The sequence below is a fragment of the Haliscomenobacter sp. genome, from assembly GCF_040403615.1.
Taxonomy (GTDB): domain Bacteria; phylum Bacteroidota; class Bacteroidia; order Chitinophagales; family Saprospiraceae; genus Haliscomenobacter.
Window position 1 is genome coordinate 1 of sequence record NZ_JBBAKG010000063.1, and the last position, 22,831, is coordinate 22,831.

A 22,831-nucleotide genomic window follows, 5' to 3' on the forward strand; every position below is an offset into this window, starting at 1 on the left:
AAATTAGAAGCCACACAGGGCTTCTGCCAAATTAGAAGCCACACAGGGCTTCTGCTACTAGTTATACAACCATTCTTCCCACCTTTTGTACAATACATTTTCCTTTTGCTTGCTCAGCAATGGCGCCAACTGTGCCATGTATCCATCGCGTTTTTGGGCGTAGCGGTCGTTTTCCTGATCAAACCAGCGCTTTAAATCATTGTTGGTATTGGCATAGCCAAAAACCTTGAGCAAGCCGTAAATGTGGTCAAGTTCATCCAACCAGGACTTCAGGGCAGCCAATTGCGACATCACGAAATAGGTTTGGATATCGGCTCGCTCGGGGATTTCTCTTTTGGCTTGATCGATTACAGACAAAGCTTTTTCAATTCTTCCCGCTCCGCTTGAATGGACAATGTTTTCTTCGTAGTGCTTCTTGATCTTTTCCATTAAGCTCATCGCTTCTGCCGCACTGGGGCTGGTGCTGCGGTTTTGATTTTCCTGTTTGAGCTTTTGAATGGCGACATAAGCTTGATCGGCGAGGATCAAACCCTCTAGCGCCGTCATCATGGCCGCTTCTCGGGGGAGGGGTACGTCAGTGTCTTTTAGCGCAATTTTAGCCGCCAGAGCGCTTTCTGTAGCTTGTTGGTAGAGTCCCAGTTTCCAGGCACTCAATGCACGCAGGGAATGGGCATTGCCCAAAACCCCATCGGCTTTGAGTTTGCTTTCGCTTTCGAGGGCTTTGTTGACTTGCGCAAATGCTTGCTGGTAAAACAAGTCGGGTGTAGCAAAACTCATGGCCTGAGCGCCCGCAGCATTGGGTTGATCCAGTACAGCTTGTTCTCCAAAAACGCGGTTGCTTTCCAGCGCCGCACCTTGAGAAAAAGCATTTTGGGCTTGGTCGAGGTAATTCAATTGAGCGCAACTGTGCAACATCAACCCGATGATGAACAGGAGGAATAGATTGTTTTTCATGGCTAAAGGATTGTAGAAATATGCTAATGGTTGATATAAGTGATTATTGCAGGATGAATTAGCGGATCAAAGTCACAAAGCCTCGGTATTCTTTTCGCTCTTCTTTAGGATTCAGGTAAGTCACCAATACGGTGTAAACACCCACTGGTAGAGGTATTCCCTGATTGAATTTTTGACCATTCCAGGTCTCCTCAGGATTGATAGACTGGTACACCATTTCGCCCCAGCGGTTCCACACGTTGATGTTGAAACTGCGCATGCCTTCAAAAACTCCTACTGCGCGCAATTCGTCATTGACCGAATCGCCATTGGGGGTAAAAGCATTGGGCAAAAAATACCGCACTTCGGGATAGGTTTTGAGAATTTTCACCACACTGTCCTGACACCCAAAATTGTTGTACGCAAACTGGGTAATGGAAAGGGTGCCCAATTCGGGTGCCGAAGCCGAGGGATTGTGATCGGTGTATTCCCGCCCATCGCCAAACTGCCACAGCCAGCTTACGGCATCTTTGGATTGATCTACCAGCTGAAAATCAGGAAATACATTGCTTACCTCTGGGGGATCAATAACAAAGGCTGCTTTGGGCGTAGGTTTGACGAGGATCAAATTTTTAAACAAGGTATCGGTCAGGCAACCAATCGGGGACACCAGTTTGAGCGATACCGAATACAACCCATCATTGTTGTACACATGGGTTGGACTGATCTGTTTGGAAACGCCCCCATCTCCAAATTTCCATTCAACTTTGTAAGTCGTATCGATAGGGGAGGACAGGTTTTGAAAAACAACCCGCCCCGGTTCACAACGCTCTACTTCATCTGGCGCAACCACCAACAAGGGCGGAACCGGGAAATACCGCAAGGATTTGCTCAGTGTAGAAACACACTGGTTGGTGTCGCGCACCGTCAAGCTGACCACTTTGACCCCTGGACGGAGGTAGCGATAGCTGGGATTGGGCACTTTGCTAATGGCTTTGTCGTCCAGATTCCAGGTCCATTCGCGAATGAATTTTGAATTGGCGGTCGATCGATCGGTAAATTTGACTGCACTGGCGGTGCAAGTATCGTAGGCAAATGAAAAATCGGCTTGCAGCAGCGGCAAAATATGCACCCAGATCTTGGCCGAATCGGCGCATTCAAAACCTTGATTCAGAATTAGTTTGCCTTGGTAACGGCCCGTATCTGGAAACTGAATGAATGGGTTCCAATCAAAGCTTTGGGCGGTTTTGCCGGTTTTTAAATCAAAATTCCAGCGCACTTGTTTGATCACTTCTACGGGGGTACTTTCGTTGATGAGGTGCACCAACTTGCTGCCACAAGAGCGAACCAGGAATTCTTTCTCGTCTATTTTCAAATCTTCCTTCACATCAGGGCTGAGCTTTGGACTACACCCATTGGTGATGTTGAATTGAAAATCACGGAAAATTTTTCCCAATAAAACGCCTTTTCGATACTCGCGTACACATACCCCTACCGCAAAACGTCCGATGGCGCTGGGATACAGCGTAATGAGCCCGGTTTGAGGATCGATGATCAAAGGCGGATCACCAGCTACCGGCGACTGTGCGGAGTAGGGAAACCGATAATTCAACGCTGCATAAGGAGGAGGACAAGCTGGCCGAGGGGAGGTGCCAGAACAAGAAAATGCACCCTGCCCGTTGAAATTACCTGCCCCTGCCAATGGTGCACAAAGCTCATAAACGAGGCTGTCGCCATCGGTTTCTATCGCCTTGTGTTCGTAGTACAAAGTGACATTGGAGCAGATTACAGTGGGTGGGATTATGGAGAATTCTGGACTATTGTTGCATACCTTTTGGGCTTCAGGAGTAATTTCTATGGTGTAGGTTACGCCCGTTGATCCCGCCAAACTGATGTTGGTCATGGTTTCATCCCGACAGCAACGCTGATAAGATACATGATAGCTTAGATCAGATAAGGGCAGATTGAATCTGAAAATGTAAATTCCTTCTTCTACGCATACATCCGGAGGTACCAAACAAGGGTATTCCGGTGGCGGGATATTGCGAATGCTGGTTCTGGGTACGTTCAGACTGCCAATGGCGCTGGCTTGGTTGCCACACTGCTCTGGGCTATTGCAGCGGTAAATGCCGATGGATGCCTCAACGTCCAGTGGCGGACAACCAATGCAATTGCAATCCCGGTACATCCGCAGCGTAAACTCGTAATCCCCCTTGCCCAGGCATTTGTAACTCATGGCACCCCCAATGATGTGGCGGGCTTCCAGGGAAAGGAATCCGAAGCAGGTTAAAAGTAGGAGTAGTGTTTTTTTAGCCATGAATTTACTTTTTACATTTCCACTACCACCAGTTCTTTTCCTTCAAACTCCTCCGCCGTCCATTTGATCCGATCCTCCCAGGAGATTTCAGTTGACGGTTTTAATTCAAACAATACCAAATAGCCCCGTTGTTGACCGAGCGTATCCAGGTAACGTTTCAGTTGAGTGCGGCCTTTGGGCAGGGCTTGGGGGTTGCGTTTGAGCTTCATTTCGATGACGTGAACTTCGTTCTTCCAGTAGATAGCCAGATCTGTACGCCCACTGCCCACGGCCATTTCGCGTTCGATGCGGCCGCCATCGCTTGCGGTGAGCGAAGTCGAACCGTTGATGATGCGTTGTAAAAAAGCCATCAACAACAATTGATGCCCGGCTTCCTTGTATTGGAAACGCCCCAGCCAATGTTCGGAGTTTTCGCGGTAAAATTGTTGGAAGGCGCGGAGCAATTTGTCCATGTCAAGCGATCCATTTGCACGAACAAAAAGCGGCGCAGTGTATTCTTCTTTGCCAGTAAAACCGCCTTGAAAGCTACTGTTAAGTACCCGCGTGATGATTTCGCGGTAAATGGGGTTGGCAAAAGTGATGTTGCCATTTTCGGCTTTGACGATGCCCAAATCGAGGCAATAACGCATGTTGTCGTCCCAGTCATCGCTAAACAAGTCATCTCCACCTACAATCGCCGTAACGATCTTGCGTACCCGATCTTCTTTGAGCTTATCGGCCAAACTATCAAGATGTGTTTGGCGAGCTGCGATGAGGTTTTCTTTAGCAGTTTCGACCAAGTCCAGGGTGATCGGTTTGGTGTAATCGTCATTGAGGATTCCACTCACAATTTCATTGGCCAATGCATTGGTCAACCAAGGTTGGCCTCCAGAAAATTCATACAACTTGGCCTGTACCTCTGCTGGAAACTCCTGGCCTGCATTTTCGGTATGTTGTTCCAACAAGTTTGTTACATCTGTTTTAGAAAAAACAGGCAACAAGAACGACTTGGCTTTGACATTGAATGGAGAGCCAGTGCCGATGGATGGATTGTCACCTCGAGCTTTTTGCTTGTATTCCCGGATGTCGCGTAGGCCTACTAAAGCAATGGATTGAGGAAAACCAGTGGGACGAGTTTGAAAACCATCGCGTAACTGGCGCAAAATCGAAACAAGTACATCATCATACAATGAATCAATTTCATCAATGAGCAAAACTATCGTCTTGCTTTGCGCAGCTGACCAATCCGATAGGTATTCTCGGAAAAGATTTGCGCTGGCAATATAGTTTTTTGGATTTGGGGGCATCTCGCTACCGGTCAGAAAAACCTTAGCCGTTAAGTACATGGAGCTAATTAACGCTTCACTAGCAGCTTCAACTCCAATGCTTTGGTAGCTTGCGCCTTCTAGAGAACAAACCGTAGTCAGGTACTTGCCTTCCCGATTGAGTCGGTGCGCCAACTGGTGCAAAAAGGTCGTTTTCCCAGTTTGACGCGGAGCATGGATGACAAAATATTGCTGTTTTTCGATCAGATCGTACACCTTATCGTAAATGCCCCGAAAGGGATCAACCATGTAGTGATCCTTGGGATTGCACAATCCGGTCGTGTTGAAAAACTTTCTCATGGGGCTAATTTACGAAATGTTGGCAGGAAAATGTGTTTTTCAGTTGTGTTGAAGTGCCACAGGTAACTTTAGTTTGGTGAGAAAAAAATGGACACTACGGTTGGAAATTGTTTTTTTTTTGCACTACATTTGCATACATAACAGTGTTGTAACAAAATCAATAAAATTAGGAGGGACTTAAAGTGTGTTGTGTAGTGTTATTGTGTGTCAATAACACCTTATAATGTCATGCATTATTCATAATTACTTAATTTATAGAACGCTTATGAAATTGATAGAGCAACTGCAACTACTGGATCGGCTCGACAGCCTGATTCGCCGCAAAGGGACTGGGAATTACCAGGCTTTGGCATCAAGATTGGGAACATCACCTCGCAACGTTTACAATTTACTAGAGAATCTTAAAGAATTTGGTGCGAAAATTGAGTACTGTAAGCTTCGAAGCAGCTATTTCTACGCAAATGAGATTGAATTAGATTTCAAAAATTTACTTCAGGCCAATAAATACGATAGCTGAAATTATTTTAAGAAAAACGTTGTGATTGCAGAATTTTTGCAAGTCCTCAAAGTAATTTTGAAACATCATTAATGATCATGTCACGGCTTTTATTGGGCCCATAAAGGCAGTGACAAAATTACAGCACAGGTTTTGGCCTTTTCTGCATGCGAATTCATCCGACCGAAATATACATCAATCTTTCGTACAAAATTCAAATGCAATGAAAAAGGTCATTCCAACGACATGGCTCAAGGCCATCACTACTCTGTATTTTCTGTTGATAACCCTTTTTACTTCCAGTGCACAACAAGGCAATTGGGAGATTGGAATTGGTTTGCGTCCACTGAACTTGAAAGATGAACCCTATACTATTATTTTGAAAAAACATCTTTCCTCCAAGATTGGGTTGCGATTTGGATTAAGCGGAATGTATAGCTTAAGTAGCGAACATTTCGAATATACACATCCTTATTTCGATACGATTCATTCATTTTCGTACAGGTATACTTTGATTGATACCAAAATGTACCTAAGTACTTCATTGGGAATTCAATATAGGATTGGTAAACGAAATCCTAATTCAAGGTTTTTTTGGTATGGAGCAAGTGATGCCTATGTTAAGTATCACTTGGAAAAGCCTGATGTTCCAGATGGCGTTTATTTTCCCATTGTTATGATGCGCTTGGGCGATTATATCGTTGCAGCGGATTATGATCAACGCAAAACTCTTACGGTAGGGGGGAGACAAGGTATTGGAATTCAGTATTTTATTAATACTATCTTTTCGGTTTCTCTTGAAGGTGGCTTTTTTTATCAAGCTTCTTTTTCCAAAGTAAACCATTTTTTGTTTGCAGGCCTTCATAATGAAACCGTCGGAAATGGAATCATTGCGGGGCCAGGCACAATGAGGGAATATGAGGATTTTCAATTAGGGTTTAGTCCGGTAATGCAACTGGCTTTTAATTACCATTTTTAAATCTTAAACAACAAGAGATGAAAAAACAAATTCTTGTATTAGCTATGCTTTTCGTCGGTTTTATCTCACATGGTCAAAACCCCACAGTCACTATAAGCTGTGGATCGGGTAGTTGTTTTTCTACCGATCCTTCACCAATTAGTTCTAGCTATTCGGCTACTATTAATAATGGAGCTTACACAACAGCAAATGGTTGGGTTAGCAATATTTTTTGGGCTGCAACTTCAGGTACCTCCTGCTGTGGAATTGGCCAAGGCACTCCATTCTATACACTACAGTGGAATAACTCAGTAAATTCCCCTACTAGAACCATCAAAGTGACCGTTACTTATACTAAGTCTGGCCAACCCAATAAGATTGTTTCAGATGAAGATGTAGTAGTAGTCAAGCACATTGGGCCAATTACTTCAATGACCATCCCCGGAGCTAGCCCAAGTAGTCCTAGCAATGGAGGGACAACCTTATTGCCATGCGGAACAAGTGGGCTTACTATCAGTGTACCAACGCCTACTACTGATCCTGGGGTGGGAGTATCCTATGTATGGTCTTTGCCAAATGGTTGGACAGGCTCATCTACCACCAATTCGATTTCAGTTACTCCAAATTCGGGAGCAAATGATGGGGTGATTTCAGTTTCAGCGAAAAGAACGGATGGGAATGTTGCTCGAAGTTATTCCGTGAACATCACACGGCCAAGGGTTACAGATGCAATCATTACCAGTGTAAGTTGGGCCCCGGATGACAAACCACTTTGTAACAGTGAAACCAGACAATTGTCAGGAACTTCTACAACAAATGCTACCATTTATAGCTGGAGTACTACCGGAGGTACGTCCATTACTGGTGCAAGTAATCAATCTATAGTAACAGTTAGTGGTTCTTCTAATGGAACTCTGATGCTTGTAGCATCTAATGCTTGTGGTGTGTCTAAAAATCGTACCTGGAAAATTTACGCTAACACTCCTCAAGTGGCAGGTTCAGAGGTTTTGGTGGATGGGCATCCCAACTATTACCCCAATTATACCAGTGGTAGCTCTTACATCAGCATTCAAGGGGGAGGTTCTTGCCAATCTTACAAATGGGATCTTTTTGGAGGCAGTGGTTATTTCTATCCAGGTTATTGCAGTTGTGGATACTCTTACAATGGTATCACTTTTGACCATTGCAATGCTGGAAATACTTCCACCAGTAGCTCTATGTCTATTCGTATTCGCACAGCCAATCGCTGTGGTCAAGGCAATGATGTGATCGTGCCATTACAAGTAAGCGGAGGCGGTGGCTTTTTTCGGATGAGTAGTCCCAACCCAACTACAACAACTATTGCTATTGAACTAGACAAAGAAAAAGCAAAAACGCTCAATTCTTTGAGCTTAATCAGTGCTATCCAGTCTAAGGTTGCCCGCAATTTTGACGTAAATGGCGCAAAAAGCACTAAATATTTTGACAGCAGTAATTTGGTTTCTTTTGATGTAAGTACGCTGGAGCGTGGCTTGTATTATGTTGTATTGAGCTTTGGAGAAAATAACAACTACCAAAGATTTAGTGAACTTGTCATCCTGCGTTGATCAAACCCAACAATAATTTAAGTGTGAAAAAAGGCTAATGCCGCGCTAGCAACACGACGGCAAAAGCCCATTTATTAACTATATTAATTGTACAAACGTATGAAAAATCTTCGAGTTTTGGGCTGTCTAGCCCTCGTTTTTTTGCTTGGCAGTTGTGCAAAAGAGCAACTGGAGCAAAAAACACTAAAAACACCAGCCTTTAAAGTTCAGGATGGTCGTTTGGTATTTGCCGCTGAAAAAGATTATTTAGAACTCCGTAATCTTTTTGTTGCAGATCAGGCGCAAGCACAGGAACTACTGGATGAAACCAAAGGGTTCATTTCTATCCGAAAATTATTTGATCAAATTGACTTTGAACAGTACAGTCAGCTTCCAGTGGATCAAGTACTGAATGCTTACCCAGGCATTGTCACTTTGGAAAGAGATGGAAAAGACACTTATGTTGAAGAAAACGCCTTTGGTTTTATGTATCCACGCGTGAATAACCGAGATGGAATATTCCAGATTGGCGATACGATCTACAAGTCAACCCGTACGATGCTTTATAAGTTTCATGTGCGGCACTTGGGTGAGGTTGCCAATTTGAATACTATTCCAGGAATTTACTCCCAAGAACTGAAATACGAGTCTTCTAACTCTAGGTTGAGGAACCTCCAAGAAGATTGTGAGAGTTACTATGATAGCAACAAGTACAAATTAAAAGGCCGCAATGGCAGATCTGGATCGAGTACTAATTTTTACATGTTTGCCGAGTCTGTACATTACAGAAGAGGAGCGTTTAGCATTTGGTTCAGAGAAAACGCCACTTCAATAAGTGTTTCAACTTCAGGAACTTCTAGTAACCCGTTGGTTCAAAATGTTGATTCATGGAATTTTTCAACAACTACCAATAATTCTGATAGTAAAGTTGATATAATAGCTTCGGAGAGAACTGTTCCGAGCATTAATCGGCAGATTAGTTTTTCAATGAGCTCTACTCATAGTATGACTCAAGGTGGGGGGAGTTACAGTTGTCCAATTACGAATGGTTGGTCTGAATAGCCCTTTCAAGTAAATTGAAACAAAATACTAGCGGAGAAGATTATAGACCAACCATCTATAACTTTCTCCGCTCTTTTCTTCAAACCTCCAATTCATGCAAAAACTTCGACACCCGCACTTCCTATTGCCGTTTTTATTAATCTTCAGTTTTGGGCTATTTGCTCAAAAGACTAGGGTCAACCTCAGCGGCTACATCAAAGAACAAGGCAGCAAAGAACCCTTGGTAGGCGCTAACATGTGGCTACAAAAACAACAAACCGGTAGCTCTACCAACACTGATGGCTACTTCATCATCAGTGCGCCACTACAGCAAAAAGATACGCTGATCGTCAGCTTTGTAGGCTATCAGTCGCTCAAAGTGCCCCTGTCCATGCAGCGAGATACGCTGCTCAATCTTGTGTTGTCGTCCTCCGCAGTTTTACAGGAGGTAACCATCGTTGCCGATGCGCCCGCCCTGGCGAGGGAACAATTTGGAAGCACTACACTCAGTGGCCAACAGATCGAAAGTATTCCAGCGTTGTTGGGAGAAAGCGACGTCATGCGCGCCCTGCAATTGACGCCAGGAGTTCAGGGTGGGGCAGAAGGTTCCACGGGTTTGTTTGTGCGAGGCGGCACTCCGGGGCAAAACCTGATCTTACTGGATGGCACTACCATTTACAATACAGCGCATTTATTTGGATTCCTGTCGGCATTCAATCCCGATGCGGTAAAAAGTGTCAACCTGATCCGCGATGGTTTTCCGGCTCGGTATGCCGGTCGTTTGTCCTCGGTAGTGGATGTCACCATGAAAGATGGCAACCAGGAAAAACACCGCAAAGAATTATCGATTGGAATAATTAGCTCTCGTTTTTTTGCTGAAGGCCCCCTTAAAAAGCAAAAGACCTCCTACATGGCGGCCGTACGTACTTCCTATCTGAGTTTGATTGCTTTACCTGCTGCCATCCAATACCGCAGTGGAAAACGGGACGAACTCAATTCCTACTGGATGTACGATGTCAACCTGAAATTGACCCATGAAATCAGCGAACGGGAAAAAATTTCCTTGAGTTTTTTTAATGGGTATGATACCTGGGCGGTGCGCCAACGCGCTTCAGAAGACAGTTATGACTTTGGATTGGACTGGGGCAATGCCACGCTCGCCTTACGCCATACCAAAGCACTGGGCAAGTCCCTGTTTCTGCAAAACGTAGTCAATTACAATTACTACAATTACCGCTTGATCAATCGTTTCAATAGCAGTGATGGCAAATCAAGTTTCATCAATGCCTCTTCAGTGCGGGATTTTGCGGGGCGAAGTGATTTGAATTGGCATGTTTCACCAGCATTCAGTTTCAATGCAGGCATTGATTTGAACAATCAATACTTGCGTCCTGGAAGAACCAATTACAGTGGCGAAAGCCAATTTTTAGGTGCAGACAGTACAACTCAAAGAGGGACTCAACTGAATAATTTGGGTGCTTATTTGAGCCAACAGTTTAGACCTTTTAAAGGGCTGATGCTGGAAACGGGTCTTCGTTTCAATCAATATTTCACCCAGGAAAAACAATATTCATACCTTGAACCGCGCCTCAAGTTGAATTACAGTTGGCGCAGCAGCCAGGAGGCGGTTCAGCTTTCGTTCAGCCGCATGAGTCAACCTATTCATTTGCTTTCTACCAATGGCGCGGGCTTGCCCAACGACGTGTGGATCCCGGCCACAGCCCAATTTGGCCCCGAGCAGAGCTGGCAAGTGGGCGGAGGCTACCGCTGGCAGCATCGCCGATTGGGTTTGGAGTTGGGTTTGGAGGGGTACTACAAGGAAATGCGAAATCTGATCGACTACCGCCAAGGATTGGATTATTTTGAAGTGAGTGGCCAGCCCTGGCAAAACCTGGTGAATGGCGAAGGCCGGGGGCGCTCTTATGGGGCAGAGTTTTCTGTGAACAAAACCAAAGGAAAATTGACCGGATCATTGAGTTACACCTGGTCTAAAACGGATCGCCAAACTCCGGGAGTAAACCAAAACCAGTGGTATCCTTTTCGTTATGATCGGCGGCATGATTTTGCCCTTACCGCACAATATCCACTCAACAATGGCTGGAAAATTGCCGGTACTTTTGAATACCAAACCGGAGCGGCGGTGACTTTGCCAGTGGCGATTCAACTGACTTTAAACGAATCACTTGTGCCTAGATTTGTTTTTGGCGGACGCAATAATCGGCGTATGCCAGACTACCACCGCCTGGACATTGGCCTCAGTCATACTACCGAGAACAAACGGAGTGGCGAGGCTCAAACTTGGTCTTTCGGGATGTACAATGCATATGGGAGGCTCAATCCTTATTACGTTGATTATACTGCCTTCTCTTATAATCAGGATGGAAGGCGTGTGATTGAGGGAAATTTTGGCCAACGCACTTTATTCAGATTTGTGCCTTATTTAACCTGGGCGAAAAAATTCTAATCCAATGAAAAACAATCTGTCTGTCTTAGGTTTATTGCTGTTTTGGGGCTTTGCATTCTTTTCTTGTGATAAGGATTATAAATACACCTTCGATGGATTTGAGCCCAAAATGACGGTCAATGCTGAAATCAGCCCTCAGGAAGGTTTGGTGGTGCAGGTATCTCACGCTAGTCCCCCCAGTGGCAAACTTGTTCCTATAGAGCAGTTGTGGATTACTGATGCTAAAGTAGAGGTTTTTGAAGAAGATCAACTGTTGGGTAGTTTGAGTTATCAAGGTCAGGGACTTTACAAGCCATCGTTCGGCCTTCAGCCAAAGCCAGGTTTGAGTTATCGCTTAGAGGTCAGGCAGAAGACTTATGGTTTGGTGAAATCAGCATCGGTAAGCGTTCCACTTGCTCCCAAAGTTGAAAACGCCCACATCGCTCTGCTGGATCGGAAATCAATCAACAATCTACCTTTGTACGCCATTCGATTTACCCTGGAAGATGAAAAAGTGGTTAATTTTTACAAAGTGCAGGCAATTGGTCGCTCTCGACTCACCGCTGCCATAGTTCAACCGTTTGTAGAGCTTCATGACGATAAATTCAGCGAGTTGTGTGAAGCAATAAACGCCAGGCAATCCCTCTATTTGAAAGATGTTTGCTTCAATGGCCAAAAAGTACTTTTTGACTTTGAAATTGAAATTAGAGACGTGACTTTAGTAAAGGAGTCTGGCGATTTTGAAAGATTCCCGACTGATTTTATAGAGACCCGACTGTACAGCGTCACGGAAGATTACTTTCTTTATCAACGCACCGGAAACATCCCAGAAGACTTCTCCCTTGCTTTTTCTGATCCAGAACCCCTTCATTCCAATATCCAAGGTGGCTATGGCATATTCAAAGCGTTTAACTACGCGAAATATGTTTTTGCGATTCGTTGAGAAGCTTAGTTTTGTAGATGCCTATACGCAAAACTTGGCAGTGGGCAGTGTAACTCAAAAATCAGCATTTATGAAAACCTCAACCCTTTTATGCTTATTCGCGCTAGCATTCCCATTCCAGATCATTGCTCAGGTGACTAAACCCTTAAAAAACACCATCCTACTAGAAGGCGGGGCGGTGATCTTTGGCAAAGGTGATTATCGGGGCTTTGGCACTGCAGTGGTATACACCCGCGATTTATCCAAATGGTTGGATTTTAATGTAGGTTCGGGCGTTACACATGCCAGTAATTTTTCAACACCCATTGATCCCCTTGGTAAATACAGTGTCACCGTGTTTTATTCGCTTGCGGGTATTGGCGTCAAGCCTATTCGTATTGGAGAAAAATTTGCCTTGAAGTTAGAAGGAGGTTTAGCTCCCAAATACATATCCAGTGCTAGAGATAGGTATCGAAGGGATTACTTAACCAAAGACGGAACCCCGATATCCGTAATTTATCAAGAAACGTATAAAGGATTCAAACTAAGCACTTTTATCAGTGCAAAACTTCAGCTCAGCTTGGATCGATACCATTTTGCTACCGGGATTCGAATGATTAGTGAGCCTGACCCGAATTCCATTTTTTTCGGGCAGATAGGTCTGAGATTTTGAAAAACAAAAGGAAACAGCGCAACGTTTAATCATTTAACCTTGAGTTAATCCTCTTTTGCTATTTTTAGGCACTTAAACAAAGTTCATCAATTTCAACTCTGCTCATGCGCGCCCAATTCCTAATTTACATCCTGGCTGCTTTTGCGGTTACCTTCCTTTTGGGGTTTGTCGTTTCTCCACATTTTTTTTGGTTATTGGTTTTAATCGTACCACTTGCGGTGATAGGCTTCCGCGACATGTTCCAGCCGAGTCATGCCCTTTTGCGCAACTTCCCGGTGATAGGCCATGGCCGCTATATGGCAGATTGGATGCGCCCAAAAATCTATCAATATTTTATTGAGTCAGATACCGATGGTACCCCCATCAACCGAGACAAACGTTCCCTGGTTTATCAACGTGCCAAAAAAGAGATAGATACCGCTCCTTTTGGAACCCAGCTGGATGTATATGCCGAAGGTTACGAATGGATGGCCCACAGCATCAGGCCCAAAGATTCACACGTGCTCAATCACGACCCTCGGGTGCGCATAGGTGGGCCACAGTGCAGTCAACCCTACGACCTAAGTATTTTTAACATCAGTGCCATGAGTTATGGCTCCTTGAGCAAAGTTGCAGTACTCGCTCTCAATTATGGCGCACAAATGGGAGGCTTTGCGCACAATACGGGTGAGGGCGGCATCAGTCCATACCATCTTGAAGGCGGAGGAGATTTGATCTATCAGGTTGGAACTGGTTATTTTGGATGTCGTTCTGATGACGGTGGTTTTTCACCGGAATTGTTCCGGCAAACTGTAGCTCATCCACAGATCAAAATGATTGAATTAAAGCTCAGTCAAGGGGCTAAACCTGGCCACGGAGGAATTTTGCCCGCAGAAAAAAACACCCCGGAAATCGCTGCTATCCGAAAAGTTACACCTTACACTCAAGTTGATTCTCCTTCCTATCATCGGGCCTTCGACACCTACGAAGGTATGCTGAAACTCATCCAGCAAATGCGCGAACTGGCAGGTGGTCGGCCAGTTGGGTTCAAGCTCTGTGTTGGGTACCTGGAAGAGTTCAAAGATATTTGTAGAACCATCCGTCAAGTTGGTATTTATCCCGACTTTATCACTGTAGACGGAGGAGAGGGAGGTACTGGAGCAGCGCCTTTGGAGTTTACTGATCACGTTGGCATGCCATTCCGCGATGCACTGGCTGGTGTTGACAACATCTTGCGAGGGTTTGATTTGCGCAAGGATATCCGCATCATTGGTTCAAGCAAAATCCTCAGTGGGTTCAGTATTTTCAGGGCTTTGTCCCTTGGTGCCGATGCCTGTTACAGTGCAAGGGGCATGATGCTGGCCTTGGGATGCATCCAGGCGCTGGAATGCAATAAGAATACTTGCCCTACCGGAGTTGCTACTCAGGATCCGCAATTGATGAAAGGCTTGGTCGTAGACAGTAAAAAATTCCGGGTTGCCAATTACCACCGCAAGACGGTAGAGGCATTCGTTGAACTACTTGGTGCTGCCGGCCTGGAACACCCCAGTCAGTTGCACCGGGGACTGGTATACCGCAGGGTTTTGATGCACGAAGTAAAACGCTACGACGAAATTTACCCTTATGTGGAAACTGGGAGTCTGATTTGAAATTCACATTAGCTGTAAGCATCCTTGCTACTTAAAAGTCCCAAAAAAAGCTTAACTTATCTTGCAATGCCGATCGATGTATTTAATGAATTGAATGAAAAACCTTATTTTCAGGAGTTTATGCAAACAGAGTTGAACATGCTTATTTTTGATCCCATTGAAAAAATAATTTTGCAATGGATAAATTAACCCACTACGAGGACATTATCAAACGGATCATTACCGAATACGCAACTACGCGGAAATTGGTCAACGGCCCGAATACGTCCTTTCAACTGATTTTTGATTCTGAGCATCACCACTACCAATTGTACCGAGTAGGATGGGAGGGTTTGGAACGCGTCCATTATTGTGTTTTTCATATAGACATCATCAATGATAAAATCTGGGTTCAAGAAGATGCAACTGATTACGACATAGTTGGTGTTTTGGAAGACGACCACCATGTTCCTAAAGAAGATATTGTATTGGCATTTCATGCGCCATATAAGCGGCCTTACACCGGATATGCCGTAGCCTAAATTGCAAAAGCCACGACTTGATCATTTCCCCAATAATTTTTCAATTTCTGCAAGTTTGAAATTGATGGTCAGTGAAATTTGCCCCGCTGATTCAAGGCTCGGGTTCTTATTGGTCAGTTTGAAAACTCCTAAAACGCCGCCTTCACCAAGTCCTCCAACAAACCCCTTACCTCTTCCACATTGGCCAGGGTATACCTGGCTGCACTTTGCTCTAGTCCCACTTTTACGGTATAAGCATTCTCTTCCGGCAAGACCCGAAAGGTGTCCTCATCGGTGCGATCGTCGCCGATGGCCAGGATGAAATCCCATTTCTGCTCGTTGAGCCAGCCCAGAGTAGCTTTGCCCTTGCTCACGCTGGCGTGTTTGACTTCCACTACCTTGTTGCCTTCCATCACTTGCAGATCGAGGTTGGCGGTGATGTACAAGAGGCCATCGCGGATTTCGCGCACCCGTTTTTCGCCCAGATCGCGGTCGATGCGGCGGTAGTGCCAGGCCAGGGAATAGTCTTTTTCTTCCACAAACGAACCCGGAGTACGTTCCACCAAATGCTCCAATACAGGCCGGATGTCCGCTTTCCAGGTATTGGACAATCCCGGGTTGATCTTCCACTGCCCATCGCGTTTGATCCACACCCCGTGCTCGCCAGCCATATCGATACCCAGTGGCCCCAGCCAGGCCTGTAGCGTCTGGTGATCCCGACCACTGTTGATGACCAGTTTGTTGCCTACGATGCCGCTCAACTGGCTCAAAACCTGCATCAATTCGGTATCCGGGGCAACAGCTTGCGGATCGGGGTGAAACGACATTAGTGTGCCGTCGTAATCCAGGATGATCAGTCGGTGTTGCGCATTCCGGTAGGATTCCAGCAAGTTGTGCCGGTGTGTACCTTGTAGCAGCACCATATTGTTGAAAGCTTGTTGTTGTTCCATGAGGCTTTTTTGTTCGGCTACAAAAGAATTGGCCCAGTGGCGTACATTGTAGCGTTTAAGGTGTTGCTGCATGGTTTCCATGCGCCAGATCTGCTCGTTTTCGTTCATTTCCAGGGCTTGCTTGATCGCATCCGCCATCTTTTTGATGTCGTGCGGGTTGACCAGCAGCGCGGAGCTGAGTTCGTTTGCTGCGCCGGCCATCTCGCTCAGGATGAGCACGCCTTTTTTGTTGTCATTTCTCGCCGCAACGTACTCTTTGGCCACCAGATTCATCCCATCGCGCAAGGGGGTAATCATGGCAATATCGGCGACCTGATACAAGGTACTCAATTCATTGAAGTTCAAGGAACGGTACAGGTACTGAATGGGCATCCAGTCAAACGAGCCATAGGCGCTGTTGATTTTACCCACCAGCGTATCTACGCTTTGTTTGAGTTTGCGGTAATTGTCAACATTTGAGCGGGAAGGCACCGCAATGAGCACCAGCGAGACTTTGCCCTGATACTCCGGGTAACGCTCAATAAACTGCTCAAATGCCTTGATGCGCTGGGGAATGCCCTTGGTGTAATCCAATCTGTCGATGGAAATGATGATGCGCCGATTTTTGGCCAACTGTTTGATTTTGAAGGAATCATCATTGGCATACAAATCGATCTCGGGATGGGCATATTTTTCGTAATCGATTCCCATTGGAAATACATCTACGTTGATCAGGCGATGGCCTACCCGCAACTTGCCATACAGGTGCTCGTACCCTCCGATGCGGTAGGCGGCGCTCAAAAAGTGGCGCATGTAGCCGAAGGTGTGAAAACCGATTTGATCGGCGCCCAATACGCCTTTGAGCAAGGCTTCGCGCCAGGGAAGCACCCGAAAAATTTCGTAAGAAGGAAAAGGGATGTGCAGGAAGAACCCAATGGAATTTTCGGGGGCAAATTCCCGGATCATGGCCGGGAGCAACATCAGTTGGTAATCGTGTACCCAGATCAGGTCATCGGCACGCAGGATTGGGCGGAGCGCATCCGCAAATTTTTGATTGACCAGGCAATAAGCTTCCCAATAATCGTCCTGGTAAGTGGTATACTGCGTAAAATAATGGAAATGTGGCCAGATGGTTTTGTTGCTGAACCCTTCGTAGTACAGCTCGATTTCTTTTTTGCTCAAAAAAACCGGGATCAATCCATCCTTCGTCAATTCTTCGCGTACTTGCTCCTGCAGCTCAGGCGAGGTGATCTCTTCGCCTGGCCAACCTATCCAAACTCTTTCCAGCGTGCGGTCTAGGGAGTTTAATCCAGTTGCCAAGCCTCCTGCACTTTGCTTGTAATTCAAGCCATTGCCATTCAACTGGATGGTAATCGGAAGTCGATTGGATATGATGACGATGCGGCTCATAAAAAGTTGAAATGGTTAAAGTTGAAAAGCTTGGTAACGCAGAAAAAATTACTTCCCGCTCAAAAAATCGGGAAGTAATTTTTTGCGTCATACTTGGAGTTGTAGACAAGCACAGCACTTTGAGGTGGTCTGCATTTTATCAACCCTTCAACTCTAAACTTTTCAACTATTCAGTCTTTTTCTTACGGCGGGTTTTGAACATTTCTACGATTTCTTTTTCCTTGAGGAATCCAAAATCTACGAAGGCCGAAGAGACAAATTTCTTGATGTCTTGGTAATCTTTTCCACGTTTGTCCACAAAACGAGTGAGCGCCTGGGAAACAAAAGCCATGGAAAGGTCTTTTAAACCCTGGTTGAATTGCTCATTTACAAAAATGCGCATGTAAATCGCAAATTGCTTCGAAATGTCGAACAAATCTGGATAATTGCGTTCTTCCAAATTGCTGATGAAACGATTGAAATATTGGAAGATTGTTTGGCGCACACATTCATTGATCGTAGACATCCCTTCGTGTTTGTTGTAAAACACTTTGACCGCTTCATGTGCTTCATCGCTGATGTAGCCACTATCGTGAATGATGTCCAACAGTTGGTAGTATTCGCTCAGCCTATCATTGTAGGTTTTGTCCACGATGGCCGACATTTTTTTGTCGGATTCTGGCAATACCTGCAACACCGGATGGTGGTGCAGTTCCATCAAAAAATTCAAAAAGCGCTCGCCGAATCCAGGGGTTTTTTCCCGAATTTTATTGAAGATGTTGCTCAATTGCTTGCGGCTCGCATCATTGAGGTCATAAAACATGGCATAAATCACCATCACCTGCATGTGCTCGGGAGTACCCTGCAAGTCATCATTGGCAATGAATGCGTCCAGAGGCTCCAACAAACTGGCGTTGTTGGCCTTGATTGAAGCGCGGTGAATCAAGAAAAGCTTGAGCGGATTGAAGAATACCGGCAAATCAGCAGCAGCAGTCGGGAAATCTGCGGTTTGGTAAAAATCGTTGCGAAACTGGTTGTGGTAGCGCGCCAATCCTACTGCCCGATCGCTGTCGCGGCGGTAACGATCCAGTTTTTGCCCTTGCAGGTAATACCGGATGCGTTTGTTGTTGATGCTGTTGATCAGGTTGGTGATCCAGATGTCGCTGCTCAGGGCAAAGCCAATCTGAATGGTTTGTCCAATCCGTTTTTTGAGGATTTCAAAATTGGTGGATTGGCAAATCGCCAGCAAAATATCTTTGAAGTGCTCCTGTGGGCGCACGTATTTGACCTGCTCGTTGACTTCGCCGCGCAAAACGGAGTAGCCCAGGATTTTGGGTAAAAACAACCCTTCAAAGACCGAATCGAGTACAACCAATTCGAAGGGAATGATTTGCAGCGGATTGTCTTTGGCCACCGTTTCGTAGAGATGGGCGATACGTGGCTCATACAACTCCTTCAAGCGCGTGAAATCTTCTTCCTCCTCACTGTCCAGGTAGCGAGCCAGTTCATCAGATTCTTGAATTTCAGAGGCGATGGTTTCCAGTTCTTCCAAGTATTGCTGATCGAGTTCGTACATATGCCTGCTCTTTTTAAAGGCAAACCTGATAGTGCAACTTAAAGCACTACCAGGTCCGCGATATATTAATGATTAAGTATAGCCTTGTTCGGTTGGACAAATTTTCTTGTCCTTTCTTTACAATAATGCAAAGATAATTTTTCTAAAGCGAAACTCCAAGCGAATAGCGTTAGTCTGACGCAAAAATTACTTAGAGCTTGGTTAAAATTTTGATATAGGGTTCAGTCATTGAAACTGAACCCTGTACCTACTGCTTATTCTGCAGTTTCTTCGCTGGTTTCTTCAGATGGAGTTTCCTCTGCTGGAGCATCGGTTGCTTCTTCTTCCACTACTGGTTCTTCCACAACTGCAACTGGCTTAGCTTTGGCTACGCCGGATACAGCAAGGCGGAATGCTTCTTTTTCCGCAGCAGTTTGCTCTACGCGAGCAGCTGTTTTGGTTTCTTTGGCATCAATCCAGGCTTGGTATTTCACCATTGCCTCTTCTACGGTCATAGATCCTTTTTCCACACCACGCATCAAATGTTTGCGGTAATACACCCCTTTGAAACGCAAGATGGCGCGAACGGTATCGGTAGGCTGAGCACCTTTGGTCACCCAATTATAAGCGCGGTCACGATCGATCTCGATGGTGGCTGGCTTGGTCATGGGGTTGTAAGAACCCAGATTGTCGATGAAACGTCCGTCGCGAGGAGAACGAGAGTCGGCGACTACGATTTGATAGAATGGGCGTTTTCTGCGGCCCATGCGCTGCAATCTAATTTTAACAGCCATTGTTGGTTAACAATTACAAGGTTAAACCATAACCCACTTACCTTGATCATCAAGCGGTGGGTTTTGAGCGGGGCAAATGTACGTGGAGTTTTGGGATTTTGCAAAAGTTTTTTTGTAGACCATTAATTTGCTTTTAAAGCATTTCTTGATAGAGATCTTCTTGTTCAAATGTTTATCTCAAATCCCGAAATCTTACACTCAATCGGATCATTTGCATTCGTCTGCACAATCCCCATCTCCGCAGGCCCTGGGCCGATAAATTCGGTAACCTTTTCTTCCAGGTGAATCAAGCCACGCTTGGGGTCGATTTCGAGGAAAGTAAACAGCGGGTCTTTGTAGGGGATTGTATTGCGGAGTACCGGATATTGCTTGTCGATGGCCTCACTTAAGCGAACACGTTGGTATTTTTCGCCCACCCAGCGGTAGGAGGCACTGTTGATTTGGCAATAATGGATGCCATTGATTTGGGTGAGGTAGTTGGTGTGGTTGTGTCCACTCAGACAGGCAATTACTTTGGTGAATCCGGCTTGTTCGTTGGTGGTTTCCAGCACATGCTGTACCTCTTTGGCATTGTATACTCCATACAAGGGGTCTTCTAAGGTCTGGTGCGAAAAGATCAAGGTAGGCAATTTGGTTTGCTCCAAATCCGCTTGTAGCCAACTCAATTGCTCAGGCCCAAGTAGCCGGTTGTAGCCAGCCCAAGGTTTGGGGTTCGGGTCGTTGCCATCCAGAAACACAAAGTGAAAGCCTTTCAAATCAAAAGAATAATAACTCTGCTGAATGCCATAAAATGCCCTGGTTTGTTCACGGGTGGCACCGCCGTCCATGTCATGGTTGCCCAGGAGGTGGTATTTCGCGCCGGGATAAGCATTCCAGATGTCTATAAAACCCTGGTTGGCGGGAATGGGTTGGCAAAAATCACCCATCTGAATCACGAAATCGGGTTTGCGTTTTTTAGCGGTGTTGAGGAAGGTTTCCAGACGCTCATCCGCGTCATACATCGCGTCTTTGTGGATGTCGGCGATCAGGCCGATGCGGATTTTTTGGGCTTTTCCCAAGGGGAAACCCACCAGAAAAGGGATGCTGATTGCGGCGGTGTTTTTGAGGAAGGAGCGTCTTTGCATGGCGGAGGGATGAGGTGGTGGTAATTTTGACTTCAAAAGTAAAAATTCAAAAAAGGAAAAGGGGCGAATGGGAGTTTAAGTTATTGTGAAGATTGGCGGGCATAGCAGCTATTCACTCAGCTCTTACCAGATTTTTGTATTTTTAGCCCAAATACACCGCAAATGCGTTATTTCAATACTTCGGGGCCGAACTTCCCGGAGCAACACTACACGTTATACCGGGAGGATCTTCTGCAAACGGGATTAAATCTGGTAGAAGGGGATCGGTATTTCACGATTTGGGCACCGCGTCAAACCGGGAAGAGTACCTATTTTATGCAACTCAAAAAAAAGCTGCAAAGCAAAGGCTATCGAGTTGCCCTGATCAATTTCGAAAATTTTCAAAAAAGCACCTTTGAAACATTTTCGCAGATTTTACGGTATGCATTTGCTGAAGCAAACATTGAGTTACCTGAAAAACTGACTAGTTTTGCAGATCTTTCGAATTTCATTCATTACGAACTCACTGCATTTAAAATGGTCTTCATTTTAGATGAAATAGAGGGAATCAATACTGAGCTTTTTGGCCAATTCCTACACACCATTCGCAATTTGTACCATTCCCGCCAAGAACATTGTTTAAAAAGTGTGATCCTGGTAGGTGTAAGCAATATTGTTGGGGTAGCCGAAGACAATGCCAGCCCATTCAACATTGCCGATAACCTGAATGTACCCTACTTCACGGATGCAGAAACAGTAGAACTCCTGCAGCAACACGAACAGGAAACCGGGCAGCATTTTGAGCCGGTGGTCATTCAAAAAATCAGTGACATTACCGCCAACCAGCCTGGTTTGGTCAATGGTTTTGCCTACCAATTGGTGACTCGGAATAAAGACAAACCACTGATCAATTACCAAGACTATTTGGCGGTGGAGGAATGGTACTTGACTGAGGCCATCGACAAAAACTTTGCCAATATCCTCAAGCAAGCACGCGCCTTTCGCCCGTTTATTGAATCCCTCTTGTTTACGGATGTTGAGATTCCTTTCCGCATCGACCGCGAAGCCATCAAGGTATTGCATACCAATGGTTTGATCCGCAAGGGAGAAGGGGGAAATGTGCAATTTTGGGTGCCTTACTACAAGAAACGCTTGCACGATGTGTTTTATCCCTACACCAATGGGGAGAAAGAGCGCATCAGTGGAACGATATATGCCGCTGATTTTTTTCTACCAGACGGGCAACTCAATTTGGACTTGTTGATAGATTCCTATAAAGTTTACGCCAAGCGCAGGGGATTTGGCGTGTTTCGAGAGAAAGATGAACAAGGTAAATTTACCAGCATCAAAGAGGCTGGACTGATCTATAGCTTTGAGACTTTTTTGGCAGCGTTTGTGCAGCAAACAGGTGGCAAAAGTTACCGAGAGGCCAACACTGGATTGGGAAAAAGTGATTTGTTGTTGAATATCAAGGGAAGAGAGTTCATCGTAGAAGCCAAGAAGTATTATGGTTTTGCTCAGTTTGAAAAAGGCAAAAATCAATTGGCCTATTATGCCTCGCGCCTGGGCTTGGCACAAGCAGTATACCTCGTTTTTTGCCCCAATAACCTGCGTTATCCCCCACCAGTACAAGAGGAAGTGGAGACAATAAATGGCGTTGAAATCCGAACTTATCTGGTGGATTATGACGAGGATAAGGATTTTGATTGAAATCCCTACCGATGCGGATGCTCCAACAGCTTCGTATCCTCCGACCTGTGTACTATCGGCACGCCCAGCTTATCCAGAATAAAAGAAACGACAATCAGCAGGATAAAGAAAATCAGCACCTTGCGGCCAAAGCTCATTTTTGGCGCAGCGCTAGGAGAGGGGGGAGGAGTATTTTTTCTTGCCATGTTTTTTGAATTAGCCTTCAGCAATCAGCAATCAGCAGTCAGCCTTCAGCAATCAGCAATCAGCAGTCAGCCTTCAGCAATCAGCA

General features: G+C 45.4%; 17 protein-coding genes. 10 read left to right on the plus strand and 7 right to left on the minus strand.

The window, feature by feature from the left end:
- Nucleotides 1-57 precede the first annotated feature (57 nt).
- From ABW391_RS18840 to ABW391_RS18850, 3 genes are read right to left on the minus strand one after another with little or no spacing between them, the layout of a single operon-like run.
- Nucleotides 58-954, minus strand: coding sequence for a hypothetical protein (locus ABW391_RS18840; RefSeq protein WP_353483457.1), 897 nt, complete (start codon nucleotides 952-954; stop codon nucleotides 58-60).
- Between the two features lie 58 nt (nucleotides 955-1,012).
- The gene (locus tag ABW391_RS18845) at nucleotides 1,013-3,250 is read right to left on the minus strand and encodes a PKD domain-containing protein (protein ID WP_353483458.1); all 2,238 of its coding nucleotides are present in this window, start codon (nucleotides 3,248-3,250) and stop codon (nucleotides 1,013-1,015) included.
- Nucleotides 3,251-3,261: 11 nt separating this feature from the next.
- Nucleotides 3,262-4,854: an AAA family ATPase gene (locus ABW391_RS18850; RefSeq protein ID WP_353483459.1), complete on the minus strand. Its 1,593-nt coding sequence runs from the start codon at nucleotides 4,852-4,854 to the stop codon at nucleotides 3,262-3,264.
- A gap of 265 nt (nucleotides 4,855-5,119) precedes the next feature.
- Between ABW391_RS18850 and ABW391_RS18855 the strand changes: the two genes are divergently transcribed.
- The 9 genes from ABW391_RS18855 (at nucleotide 5,120) to ABW391_RS18895 (ending at nucleotide 15,101) form a co-directional block, all read left to right on the plus strand.
- On the plus strand, nucleotides 5,120-5,371 hold the full coding sequence (locus ABW391_RS18855) for a DNA-binding protein (protein WP_353483460.1): 252 nt from the start codon (nucleotides 5,120-5,122) through the stop codon (nucleotides 5,369-5,371).
- A gap of 202 nt (nucleotides 5,372-5,573) precedes the next feature.
- On the plus strand, nucleotides 5,574-6,329 hold the full coding sequence (locus ABW391_RS18860) for a hypothetical protein (RefSeq protein ID WP_353483461.1): 756 nt from the start codon (nucleotides 5,574-5,576) through the stop codon (nucleotides 6,327-6,329).
- A 17-nt stretch (nucleotides 6,330-6,346) separates the two neighbouring features.
- Nucleotides 6,347-7,894: a PKD-like domain-containing protein gene (locus ABW391_RS18865; protein WP_353483462.1), complete on the plus strand. Its 1,548-nt coding sequence runs from the start codon at nucleotides 6,347-6,349 to the stop codon at nucleotides 7,892-7,894.
- A gap of 99 nt (nucleotides 7,895-7,993) precedes the next feature.
- Nucleotides 7,994-8,935, plus strand: a complete 942-nt coding sequence (locus tag ABW391_RS18870; RefSeq protein ID WP_353483463.1) for a hypothetical protein — start codon at nucleotides 7,994-7,996, stop codon at nucleotides 8,933-8,935.
- A 94-nt stretch (nucleotides 8,936-9,029) separates the two neighbouring features.
- On the plus strand, nucleotides 9,030-11,378 hold the full coding sequence (locus ABW391_RS18875) for a TonB-dependent receptor (protein WP_353483464.1): 2,349 nt from the start codon (nucleotides 9,030-9,032) through the stop codon (nucleotides 11,376-11,378).
- A gap of 4 nt (nucleotides 11,379-11,382) precedes the next feature.
- Nucleotides 11,383-12,300 (plus strand): DUF4249 domain-containing protein, encoded by a 918-nt coding sequence (locus ABW391_RS18880; protein WP_353483465.1) that lies wholly within the window; start codon nucleotides 11,383-11,385, stop codon nucleotides 12,298-12,300.
- Entirely contained in the window at nucleotides 12,248-12,952 is a 705-nt protein-coding gene (locus tag ABW391_RS18885; RefSeq protein WP_353483466.1) for a hypothetical protein, read from the plus strand. The genes ABW391_RS18880 and ABW391_RS18885 overlap by 53 nt, the downstream gene beginning before the upstream one ends.
- 104 nt (nucleotides 12,953-13,056) lie before the next feature.
- Nucleotides 13,057-14,580, plus strand: coding sequence for an FMN-binding glutamate synthase family protein (locus ABW391_RS18890; RefSeq protein ID WP_353483467.1), 1,524 nt, complete (start codon nucleotides 13,057-13,059; stop codon nucleotides 14,578-14,580).
- Between the two features lie 176 nt (nucleotides 14,581-14,756).
- The gene (locus ABW391_RS18895; protein WP_353483468.1) at nucleotides 14,757-15,101 is read left to right on the plus strand and encodes a XisI protein; all 345 of its coding nucleotides are present in this window, start codon (nucleotides 14,757-14,759) and stop codon (nucleotides 15,099-15,101) included.
- A gap of 128 nt (nucleotides 15,102-15,229) precedes the next feature.
- On the opposite strand, the gene ABW391_RS18900 is transcribed toward ABW391_RS18895, so the two are convergent.
- From ABW391_RS18900 to ABW391_RS18915, 4 genes are all read right to left on the minus strand, one after another.
- Nucleotides 15,230-17,419 carry a bifunctional alpha,alpha-trehalose-phosphate synthase (UDP-forming)/trehalose-phosphatase gene (locus ABW391_RS18900; protein ID WP_353483469.1) on the minus strand — a complete coding sequence of 730 codons (2,190 nt, stop codon included), beginning with the start codon at nucleotides 17,417-17,419 and terminating at the stop codon, nucleotides 15,230-15,232.
- 166 nt (nucleotides 17,420-17,585) lie between these two features.
- Nucleotides 17,586-18,974: a hypothetical protein gene (locus ABW391_RS18905; RefSeq protein WP_353483470.1), complete on the minus strand. Its 1,389-nt coding sequence runs from the start codon at nucleotides 18,972-18,974 to the stop codon at nucleotides 17,586-17,588.
- Nucleotides 18,975-19,228: 254 nt separating this feature from the next.
- Nucleotides 19,229-19,747 carry a 30S ribosomal protein S16 gene (gene rpsP / locus ABW391_RS18910; RefSeq protein ID WP_353483471.1) on the minus strand — a complete coding sequence of 173 codons (519 nt, stop codon included), beginning with the start codon at nucleotides 19,745-19,747 and terminating at the stop codon, nucleotides 19,229-19,231.
- A 164-nt stretch (nucleotides 19,748-19,911) separates the two neighbouring features.
- Complete coding sequence (locus tag ABW391_RS18915; protein ID WP_353483472.1) at nucleotides 19,912-20,871, minus strand: metallophosphoesterase family protein; 960 nt, start codon at nucleotides 20,869-20,871, stop codon at nucleotides 19,912-19,914.
- 162 nt (nucleotides 20,872-21,033) lie between these two features.
- Here ABW391_RS18915 and ABW391_RS18920 point away from each other — a divergent pair, with 162 nt between their 5' ends.
- Nucleotides 21,034-22,560, plus strand: a complete 1,527-nt coding sequence (locus ABW391_RS18920) for an AAA-like domain-containing protein (protein ID WP_353483473.1) — start codon at nucleotides 21,034-21,036, stop codon at nucleotides 22,558-22,560.
- Nucleotides 22,561-22,831 lie beyond the last annotated feature (271 nt).